We start from the raw sequence: 10254 nt of genomic DNA, 5'->3' as shown, positions 1-10254 counted from the left end.
GAAGAGATTCCCTCTACGCCAGCGCATTGAAACACTACTTTGAGGCATTGGAAATTGACAAAGAATTGGGGTTAAAATCACATATGGCAGCAAACCTCGACAACATCGGCTCCCTTTACACCTCACAGGCAAAGGCGCTTTCGGATAAAAAATTAAAGGAGGAAAAATACAGGGAGGCGGAGCAGTACCTGAAAGAAGCGCTGGCGCTTGCAGATAGTATTGGCGTATTGAATATTGAAATGCAGATTGCCAAATCCCTCAGCGAGCTCTACACCCAAACCCACCGCTATGAGCTTGCGTTGGAGCATTACAAACAATACGACACCGCCAAAGACACGCTGTACAACGAAGAAAAGAGCAAGGAAATAGGCTCATTAGAGACGAGGCACGAGATGAAGATTGCGGCTTTTCAACTCAGGCAAAAAGAAGAGCAGGAAGCGGAAAATGCCCACATCCAAAAGGCAAGGGAAGATAAGATCGGTTATACATTAGTGCTGGTGGGCTTTATCTTAGCACTGGCACTAATGATGCTGCTAAGCCGCCTCGTCCTCCCCGAAGCCGTGATACAGATCGCAACAACCATTCCCTTCCTGCTGCTGTTTGAAACCGCCATCGTTTTTATGGATCCCTACATTGAGGCAATCTCCGCCAACGCACCCGCCTGGAAGCTCACCGCCAACTTCCTGCTGGCCCTGTGCCTCTACCCCCTGCACGAAAAAGCCGGGAAGCTGATGAAGCGCCTGTTCAGGAGGCAGTTGAGGAGGAAGGTGAGGAGGATGATGTAAGTCCCAAGTCCCAAGTCTCAAGTCCCAAATTCAAAGGATAAAAAACAGCACAGAAAATGAATAAGAAAAACGATCTTTGTGAAAGGTTATTGCAGTTTGCTGTAGATGTCATTTTATATCTTCTGCTTTTAAGTAAAAAGTAAAAAGTAAAAATATGGAGGCAGTTTTTTTCATTTATGAAAAAATTGAGTATTTTTTTTCTTGGGACTTGGAATTTGGGACTTGGGTCTTGGAGTTTGGGACTTTGGACTTAAATTCAATTATATAGATTATTTATGCAATTTAACAGTAGTTTTGGATGTACTTGATTTATTAACATGCAAATTAAATCCAACTTTTCCTTAAAAACTTATAACACTTTTGGTATTGATGCAGCGGCAAAGCTATTTGCTGAAGTTAAGGATCTTACCGGCTTAAGATCAGTAATTACATCTCTGGAATATCAAAGCATCCCTAAATTGATTCTTGGAGGCGGGAGTAATATCTTGTTTACCGGTGACTTTGAAGGCATTGTCATTAAGATCGCAATTAAAGGGATGGAATTAATTAAAGAAGATGCCAACCATGTATGGGTCAAAGCAGGGGCAGGGGAGGTATGGCACGATCTTGTTACTTATTGTATTGAAAATAATTTTGCAGGCATAGAAAATCTCTCATTAATTCCGGGGCTGGTTGGAGCGGCACCTATTCAGAATATCGGGGCTTATGGAGTAGAGCTAAAAGAAGTGTTTGAAGAACTTGAGGCGTTAAGTATCAAGGATGGTAGTATGAGAATTTTCACAAATAGTGAATGTGCATTTGGTTACAGGGACAGTATATTTAAAAATGAATTAAAAAACAAATATGTGGTTACTTCTGTAACGCTTAAGTTAAATAAAAAGCCAAAGTTCAATGTTTCATACGGTGCAATAAAAGAAGCGCTAAAAGAAATGAATGAAGCGCATAGCCCCGCCGGTAGAGACGCCCAATTTGGACGTCTCTACCGGCGGGGCTATGCGCAAGAGCTTTCTATCCGTGCCATAGGAGAGGCTGTATGCCAAATCAGAAGAAGTAAATTACCCGACCCTGCAGAGATTGGAAATGCCGGAAGTTTCTTCAAAAATCCTGAAATTGATCCCGATGTATCGGGATCATTGTTTTTAGAAATTAAAAAACGATATCCTGATATTGTGAGCTATCCTCTCCGAAATGGTAATGTAAAAATTCCGGCCGGCTGGCTTGTAGAAAGATCAGGGTGGAAAGGAAAAAGGATCGGCAATACAGGCACATATAAAGATCATGCGCTGGTTTTAGTCAACTATGGAAAAGCTACCGGCAAGGAGATCAATGAGGCTGCAATGAAGATCAAAGATTCGGTTAAGAAAAAATTTGGGATTGTGTTAAAAAATGAGGTGAATGTGATATGACTGAGCGCATGGCGCATGGAGCATAGCCCCGCCAACTGGCGGGGCCATGCTCTATGCGCCATCGACATACTCCCAAAGATATTTACACGCTATAGTGCGGTATGGCTTCCACTTTTCGGCAATGTTTTTCAAATCTTCAGTTAATAGTTTTCCCGTCTTATCAATTCTATAAAATTGCTTCATCGTATTTTGTATACCCAGGTCATCTACCGGAAAAACATCAGAACGATTCAAGGGAAACATCAATATCATCTCTGCAGTCCACCTGCCTACACCCTTGATCTGAGTTAAATATTTAATAATCGCTTCGTCTGGCATTGTTTTCAGCTTATTGTACTCCAGAGATATTTCTATTGCAAATGCTGCTGCATTTTTAAGGTAGGTTACTTTCTGCCTGGATAAGCCAACGCTTTTTAATACATCAAAATCAACTGCAAGTACTTTTTCGGGTTCCGGGTAATTATTATCAAAAAGGTCTGTAAAACGGTTATAAATTATAGCTGCAACCTTTGAAGATAACTGCTGCCCGATAATAGATTCGGTCAAATACAAATAAATATCATTATTGAGATGTGGCTTAATGGCTCCTACTTTTTTAATAATGTCTTTCAGTATGGCATCATTTGATAAATGTTTGATAATATTATTGTAACCTGATTCCATTTATTACTAGGGCATCTCTAAAAACTACACCATATATTCCCCTCTATCAAGAGGGGCAAGGGGTGTGTTTTAAAAAATATGTAGTTTTTAGAGATGCCCACTATTTATCTTGTTTTCGCACATACACATTTTCCAAATCACTCTTGATATATTTATTTCCTAACAATGGTATCCTGTAAAACAGCTTCTCAACGATTCCCTCCTCATCAATAATATAATCCGGCAGGTCATTTTTAAAGTTTTGATAAATACCAAATATATTGGCATAGTTATCAAGGTCATTAAAATGTCTTTTTGATAGTTGCCAATTCAAATAAGGTGTAGCTAATGAGTTCCCTTTATAATGATCAATATTATCACCCAATACAAGAATCGGAGCCCCCCTAAATCCCTCCCGACCAAAGGTACGGGACAGGCCCGAAGGGGGGACTTTGCCAACCCCTTCCCCCCCAGGCGGTAGTAGGGGTTGGCTGGTTCTCTCACCTCCTTCTTTTCCCATGGGGATTAAAGGGGGGCTGGTAACTAATAATTTGTCAATATTTATTGATTCTATAGTTCCTTTCAGACTTTTGTAATTTACAACCAGGATGGTCAGGAAAAAAGCAAAAAAAGTTAATTCAGTGATCCATCTTTTTTTGATCAATAAAAAATAATGTGCACCGAAAAAAGCCACAGCAGGAATAAAAATGATGATTTGAAATGGAGCAACCAGGATTGAAAAGACACACACTGCTGTTGCAAGTATCAACCACCCAAACATTATTTGCCTGCATTTTACCTGATAGTTTTGAAATTTTCCGGAAGTAAAAACTTTAAAGAGTGCAAATAATAACATAACAGCAGGTGCAGCAAGCAATATTAAAACACCTTTATAACTAAGGAAATAAATTTTTTGTAATGAAAAAAATGAACCGATAAACATGCGGTAAAACTCCCCTACAGCATCAAACCAAAAAAAGAAAGTAGTGGTAAGACAAATTGGTAATAGAAAACCAAAAAGCAGTAGCAAGTAGCTCCTCAAACCAACTCCTGTAAAAAGCAACAAACAAAAAATTGCGAGTAAAACAAATACAAAAAGAGGAAAATGAAACAAAGTAGCAATACCGATATAAAAACCCAGCTTTAATATACTTTCATCGCTCCTGTCTTTGCGGATCAGATTAAAAAGAATGCGTAAAGGAATAATTAAAAAGGTGATACCCAGCAAGCCAGGTGACAAAGTAAAAAAGTCAAAAAAAATGCTACTCACGACAATATAAATGAGTCCGGGCACGTATGTTCTTTCCAGGTAGACATCGTTTAATCTCATTATCCTGTTAAAGATAACACTCTGAAATAATACTATAAAAGCACTTATAACCTGGAAGGCAATTACTGATTTGCCAAATAATATATCAATCAACCAATAACAAACTGCTGAAAGCGGTGCAATGCTATCCCAGATATCTCTGTAGATTAAGTATCCGTTTCCCATCCGTTCACCTATCAACATCCAATGGAGTTCGGGTATGGTGAGGGGAGTGCCCATCACCATCATAGGTATTCTTATCAAAGCCAGCAGTATCAATAAACCAGCAATGCGAAACGGATCATTTATTCTGAAATAACTTATCATAATTTAGAAAATAGAAATTGGTAAATAGTAATTAGAAATTGCAATTAATAAACAGAACAACTATATTAGTGAAAAATTACAAAATTACAACTTTTAGAAAATAAAATTGGGAAAATACAAATTTCTAATTTCCAAATATGATCAAAAGACAACAAAAATTTGCCCGGCTTATTCAAAAAGAATTGAGCTGTATTTTTCAGCAAGAGTGTCAAAACCTGTTTAAAAATATTCTAATTACAGTTACTTTGGTAAAAGTAAGCCCTGATCTGAAAATTGCGGATGTTTATCTTAGTTTACTGCTCTTTGGCGGGCAGGATAATAAGGAGTCTCAAGTGGAAAAACCCGGAAAGGATGGGGACACGCCTGACGCTATTATTGAAAAAATAAATGCTAACGGAAAACGGATCAGGCAATTGCTCGCAATACGTATAAAGGACCAGGTCAAAAAAATCCCGGAATTAGTTTTTTGGAGTGATGATACCAGTGAATATGCTTCAAAAATTGATAAATTGCTTTCAAATTTGAATATTCCACCGGAAGAAAATTGACAGTTGACAATTGACAGTAGACAATAGACAATAGACAAAGGACAATAGACAAAGGACAGTAGACAATAGACAAAGGACAGTAGACAATAGACAAATAGACAATAAACAAGACAATTGCAATCAAGTTATAATAGAATATTATGTTTAAATTTAAAGAATTAACCGTGTAAATATATTTCTGAAAAAACTAAAAATGATTGGTTTGAAAAAGAACACGAGATTGGTAAAATGTTAAATCATATGATAAATTATCCTGAAAAATATACACGTAAAAAAAACAATTAATCTATTGTCTTATTGTCCATTGTCTATTGTCTATTGCCTACTGTCAACTTATTATGAATACTTCATTCTTCATAGCAAAACGATATTTCTTTTCAAAAAAGAAAAAAAACTTTATCAATATTATTTCCTTCTTATCTATGACTGGTGTAGCCGGAGCAACCATAGCGCTTGTAGCAGCCTTATCGGTGTTTAACGGCCTTGAAGGCCTCATCCGTAATATCTATTATACATTTGACGCTGAGATCAGGGTAACTGCAGTAAAAGGGAAATCCTTTGAAGTGAATGAGCTATTTTTGGATTCAATCAGCTCGGTAGAAGGTGTAGCTGTTATCACAGAAGTGATAGAAGATAATGCACTTTTAAAATACAGGGACCGGCAAATGGTTGTAAAGCTAAAAGGCGTGAGCGATAACTTCAGTTATCAGAATCATTTAGACTCCATGATCGTTGAAGGTGATTATATGCTACATAAGAAGGGTATCAACTATGCGATAATCGGGAGGGGTGTTCAATATATATTGTCAGTATCATTAGATGACGGTCTTTACCCATTACAATTTTGGTATCCGAAGACGAAAAAAGCCTTGAGTCTCAACCCTGAAAAAGCATTTAACAGGAAAAATATCCGGGCGAGCGCTGCATTCGCCATTGAAAAACAGTATGATGATCGTTATGTTTTCGTACCGCTTGATTTTTCAAAACAATTATTTGAATATGATAACAAAAGAACATCCCTGGAAATTAAAACAAAAAGTTACGTTCAGATAGATAAAGTAAAAAAAGCAATACAGGAGAAATTGGGAAATAAATATTTAGTCCAAAACAGTGATGAACAGCACGCCAGCCTGTTAAGAGCAATAAAAATTGAGAAATTTTTTGTAACCCTGACTTTATCAGTTATTCTCGCCCTTGCTTCCGTTGGTATTTTCTTTTCGCTTACAATGCTTGTGATTGAAAAGAAAAAGGATGTGGCAATTTTATTTGCTATGGGCGCCCCTGTAAAAATCATTAAAAAAATCTTCCTTACCGAAGGCATCATTATTGGTTTAGCAGGAGCTGGATTAGGATTAATTTTAGGCTTTACCCTCTGTTGGGCACAGCAAACTTTCGGGATCGTATCAATGGGAATGAAAACTTCGATCGTAGATGCTTATCCTGTTAAAATGCAGCTTGCTGACTTTATTTACACAGGCATCACTATTTTCATCATTACACTCATTGTTTCTTATGGCCCTGCGATCAGGGCGGCTAGAGTTGATATTAGTAGTAATCTGTATTAAAACAAATTATTTACAGATGAACACTATTTTCGTATAAAACTTTTTTTGACACGAATTTCACTAATTACCTGCCCGCCAAGGGCCTACCTGCCCGCTAAAGGCTTATGGCAGGCGGGCACTAATTTTTTTGTGTAAATTCATATAATTCGTATCTTTTAATTTTTAACTTTACAACTTTTTAATTTTAGGCATTTTTGTTTTCTCATGGAAACCCTAACCAACATCATTACCCAAATCACCTGGTGGCAAATCCTGTTAGCCATTTTGGGTATTCTTTTAGTCCTAACCATACAGGATATATTTTTCAGTAAAAAGCACACCATAAGGCATAATTATCCCTTAGTGGGGCGTCTCAGGTATTTTCTGGAAAGTGTAGGGCCGGAGATAAGACAATACATTGTGGCCAGCAACAGGGATGAACTGCCATTTAACAGGGGGCAACGATCATGGATCTATGCTTCTTCAAAAAGACAAAATAATTATGAAGGTTTTGGCAGTGACAAAGATATTTTTGGTAACGGCTATATATTTATCAAACCCGCTATGTTCCCCTATAGAATTGAAAAGGATCATCCTAACTTTATAGACAACAATTTTTTGCCCTGTGCCAAGGTAATGGGCAACTATAATCATAGAAAGAAACCATTCTGCCCTTATTCAGTGGTAAACATTTCAGCCATGAGCTTTGGCTCGTTGTCTGCAAACGCCATTACAGCGCTCAACAAAGGTGCATTAAAAGCAGGCTGCTATCACAATACAGGTGAAGGGGGCCTTTCACCTTACCACTGTCATGGCGCTGATGTTGTCTTTCATTTTGGCACCGGTTATTTTGGAGTAAGGGATTTGGAAGGAAATTTTTCTTTTGAAAAAGCAGAAGAATTGGTTTCAAAAAATCCCTTCATCAAAGCGATTGAGATAAAACTTTCACAAGGCGCCAAACCCGGCAAAGGAGGTGTATTGCCTGCTGCCAAGATCACAAAAGAAATTGCTCAGACGCGCAATGTCCCATTGGGAAAGGACGTATTGTCTCCACCCAATCACTCGGCATTTACAAATATTGCTGAAATGATGGAATTTATTGAAAAGCTTGCCGGGCTTACAGGGCTTCCGGTCGGTATTAAATCAGCGGTAGGTAAATTGGATATGTGGCATGAGCTCGCTGACCTGATGGTAAAAACGGGCAAAGGCCCTGATTTTATTACGATTGATGGAGGGGAGGGTGGAACCGGTGCAGCGCCTCCTTCTTTTGCAGACCATGTTGCACTGCCGCTGGTTTTTGCATTTAGTAATATATATAAAATATTTCTGGAAAAAAAGCTCACTGAAAGAATAGTATTTATTGCATCAGGGAAATTAGGATTCCCTGCCAATGCCCTGACGACTTTTGCTATGGGTGCAGACCTGATAAATGTAGCAAGAGAGGCCATGATGTCTATTGGATGCATCCAGGCCCAGGTATGTCATGCCAACACCTGCCCAACTGGTGTTACCACGCACAATAGATGGCTGCAGGCAGGTCTGAATCCTACATTAAAATCAGAAAGATTTTACAACTACATAAAAACCTGCCGCAAGGAAATGCTGGAAATTACGCATGCCTGCGGCTACGAACACCCTTGCCAGATGACCATGGAAGATGTGGATTTAAGCATGGGAGATAATAACAGCACACAATCGCTCAAAGCTGCTTATGGGTATGGAAAAGTACCTGTGCCTTTTAGTGATATGAAAGCGTTGGCTGAATGTGAATTCTTAGGAGGGTTGAAAACAGTAGACAGTAGACAGTAGACAATTGACAGTTGACAATATTTTACTAAATAACAATAACTGATTACAAATACTCCCTACGAATTACGGATGAATAGTAAATATTCGTAATTGGTAGGGTAAACAACAGGGCGAGTTGTAATAGACTGATTGGTTACATAATGGGCATCTCTAAAAACTACACCATATATTCCCCTCTATCAAGAGGGGCAAGGGGTGTGTTTTAAAAAATATGTAGTTTTTAGAGATGCCCTAATATTTATTTCTACAATTTTTTGATTATTAAATTTTTAATGTGTAATTTTATGCCATTGATTGTTAATAGACTTAAATAAAAAACTATATAACAGCAAATATTCTAATCCTCTAAATCTTTTATCGTAAATCGTAAATCGTAAATAAAAATGCCTCATTTATTTGAAAATACTGAAGATGCACGGCATAAAGCCCATTTCTACAACTTGCTCTCATTAGCATGGGTTGATGAAGAGTTCGTGCAGTCAGAAAGAGACTTTCTTTACAAGCTCGGCAAGCAGCAGGGTATGGATAAAAAGGAGCTGGATAGGATCGTAAAACACCCTAAAACACTTACATTTATCGTACCTATGAATCCAAAAGAACGGCTGGAACAGATATATGATCTTGTTTGTATGATGCTTGCAGATAAAAAGGTTGATGAAAGAGAAGTAAGCTTGTGCTGCAAAATAGCCAAAAGGCTCAGGTTTAAACCTCATATTGTGGGGGAGTTGGTAAAAGCCCTGGTTACCGCTGTTGATGACGGAGTTGACAGAGAAACCGTAAAAGAACATTTAAGTGAGTTTTTGGTTCAGGAAAATATTATCTATTAAAATGTCTCAGATAAAAATACGTATGAAATTATTTCGTTCATTTTTGTTTGCTGCATTAATTTTATCTAACGGGGCCTGCAACTTCAACCCAGGCAGTCTGGATAGCTTAACATGGAAAGTAGATCTATTGGGGCCGTTGGTTAAAACCGAGATGACGCTGGAAGAGATAACCCAATTCGATGATATCAGCCTGCCTCTGAAATTTAAGTTGAGTTCCATTGTCCCTAATTTCCAGGATGGTGTTCCTTTACCTTCAGTTCCATCTATTAAACTATTTGAACTACCTCCCCAAACATTTTCGGCTTCAGATGCTTTTGAGAGCATTAGTTTTGACAGTGGTGAAATGTTTTATGTTATTGATAATCAATCACCATTAACCATAAAAGCAGGAGGTATCATAGTGATTAAAGACAGCGCTGATGGTTCCATTATATTATATGATAGCCTAAAATCCGACATTCTACCTTTCACTTCATATACTATGGATCCTGTTTTAAACCTTCAGGGAAATTCAGATCTATTTCTTTTTACAGTAGGAAGCACTTTTGAGATAACCATAAGTAATTTTATTACTGACAGTATTCCTGATCCTACAACTTTTACCTCAGCGCATTACATAGGCATTGAATTTAATCTTAACGCCATCAAGATCAATTCCATAGTTGCCAATCCAGATACCTTTATTATTTCAGATACAACAGACTTTAATCTTGAAGGAGATATTTTGAGTACGAATGTAGAGGAAGGAATGCTTATAAATTTTATTAACAACGAATTGCCTGTTGAAATTAATCTGCAAGGTTACTTCTATGATGAAAGCAAGACCACCATATTAGATTCGTTATTTAGCTCAACTCAAACCATTCCAGCAGCTGACTCAGTAAGGATCGAAATAGATATAATAAAGATATTCGAAAATATAAAAAACGCCAAATTTTTACACACTTATGCACAATTTATCATTCCCGGGCCCGGCACACAAATATTTAAAAAACAACATAAAGTTAAGCTTCAGGTAGTTGGTGATATAAAGGTTAAATTGAATTAATACCTTCGT

At 37.6% G+C, this 10254-nt stretch carries 8 protein-coding genes; 6 read left to right on the top strand and 2 right to left on the bottom strand.

Annotated features, from left to right (window positions below; translation table 11 throughout):
* Nucleotides 1-1102: 1102 nt before the first annotated feature.
* Nucleotides 1103-2191, top strand: coding sequence for a UDP-N-acetylmuramate dehydrogenase (gene murB, locus FVQ77_12780; GenBank protein ID MBW8051189.1), 1089 nt, complete (start codon nt 1103-1105; stop codon nt 2189-2191).
* A 51-nt stretch (nt 2192-2242) separates the two neighbouring features.
* On the opposite strand, the gene FVQ77_12775 is transcribed toward murB, so the two are convergent.
* A complete protein-coding gene (locus FVQ77_12775) occupies nt 2243-2833 on the bottom strand; it encodes a DNA-3-methyladenine glycosylase 2 family protein (protein MBW8051188.1) in 591 nt (196 codons plus the stop codon).
* Nucleotides 2834-2954: 121 nt separating this feature from the next.
* On the bottom strand, nt 2955-4469 hold the full coding sequence (locus FVQ77_12770) for a hypothetical protein (GenBank protein ID MBW8051187.1): 1515 nt from the start codon (nt 4467-4469) through the stop codon (nt 2955-2957).
* Between the two features lie 137 nt (nt 4470-4606).
* Between FVQ77_12770 and FVQ77_12765 the strand changes: the two genes are divergently transcribed.
* The 5 genes from FVQ77_12765 to FVQ77_12745 all read left to right on the top strand — a co-directional run bounded on the left by FVQ77_12765 (nt 4607) and on the right by FVQ77_12745 (nt 10245).
* On the top strand, nt 4607-5017 hold the full coding sequence (locus FVQ77_12765; protein ID MBW8051186.1) for a ribosome-binding factor A: 411 nt from the start codon (nt 4607-4609) through the stop codon (nt 5015-5017).
* A gap of 338 nt (nt 5018-5355) precedes the next feature.
* A complete protein-coding gene (locus tag FVQ77_12760; protein ID MBW8051185.1) occupies nt 5356-6582 on the top strand; it encodes an ABC transporter permease in 1227 nt (408 codons plus the stop codon).
* Nucleotides 6583-6786: 204 nt separating this feature from the next.
* Nucleotides 6787-8370 carry an FMN-binding glutamate synthase family protein gene (locus tag FVQ77_12755; protein MBW8051184.1) on the top strand — a complete coding sequence of 528 codons (1584 nt, stop codon included), beginning with the start codon at nt 6787-6789 and terminating at the stop codon, nt 8368-8370.
* Between the two features lie 383 nt (nt 8371-8753).
* The gene (locus FVQ77_12750) at nt 8754-9197 is read left to right on the top strand and encodes a TerB family tellurite resistance protein (protein ID MBW8051183.1); all 444 of its coding nucleotides are present in this window, start codon (nt 8754-8756) and stop codon (nt 9195-9197) included.
* A gap of 1 nt (nt 9198) precedes the next feature.
* Complete coding sequence (locus tag FVQ77_12745; GenBank protein ID MBW8051182.1) at nt 9199-10245, top strand: hypothetical protein; 1047 nt, start codon at nt 9199-9201, stop codon at nt 10243-10245.
* Nucleotides 10246-10254: the final 9 nt, after the last annotated feature.

The sequence above is a fragment of the Cytophagales bacterium genome (assembly GCA_019456305.1).
Taxonomy (GTDB): domain Bacteria; phylum Bacteroidota; class Bacteroidia; order Cytophagales; family VRUD01; genus VRUD01.
Note: the sequence above shows the minus strand (reverse complement) of the source record. Positions and strands in the feature narration are given on the sequence as shown.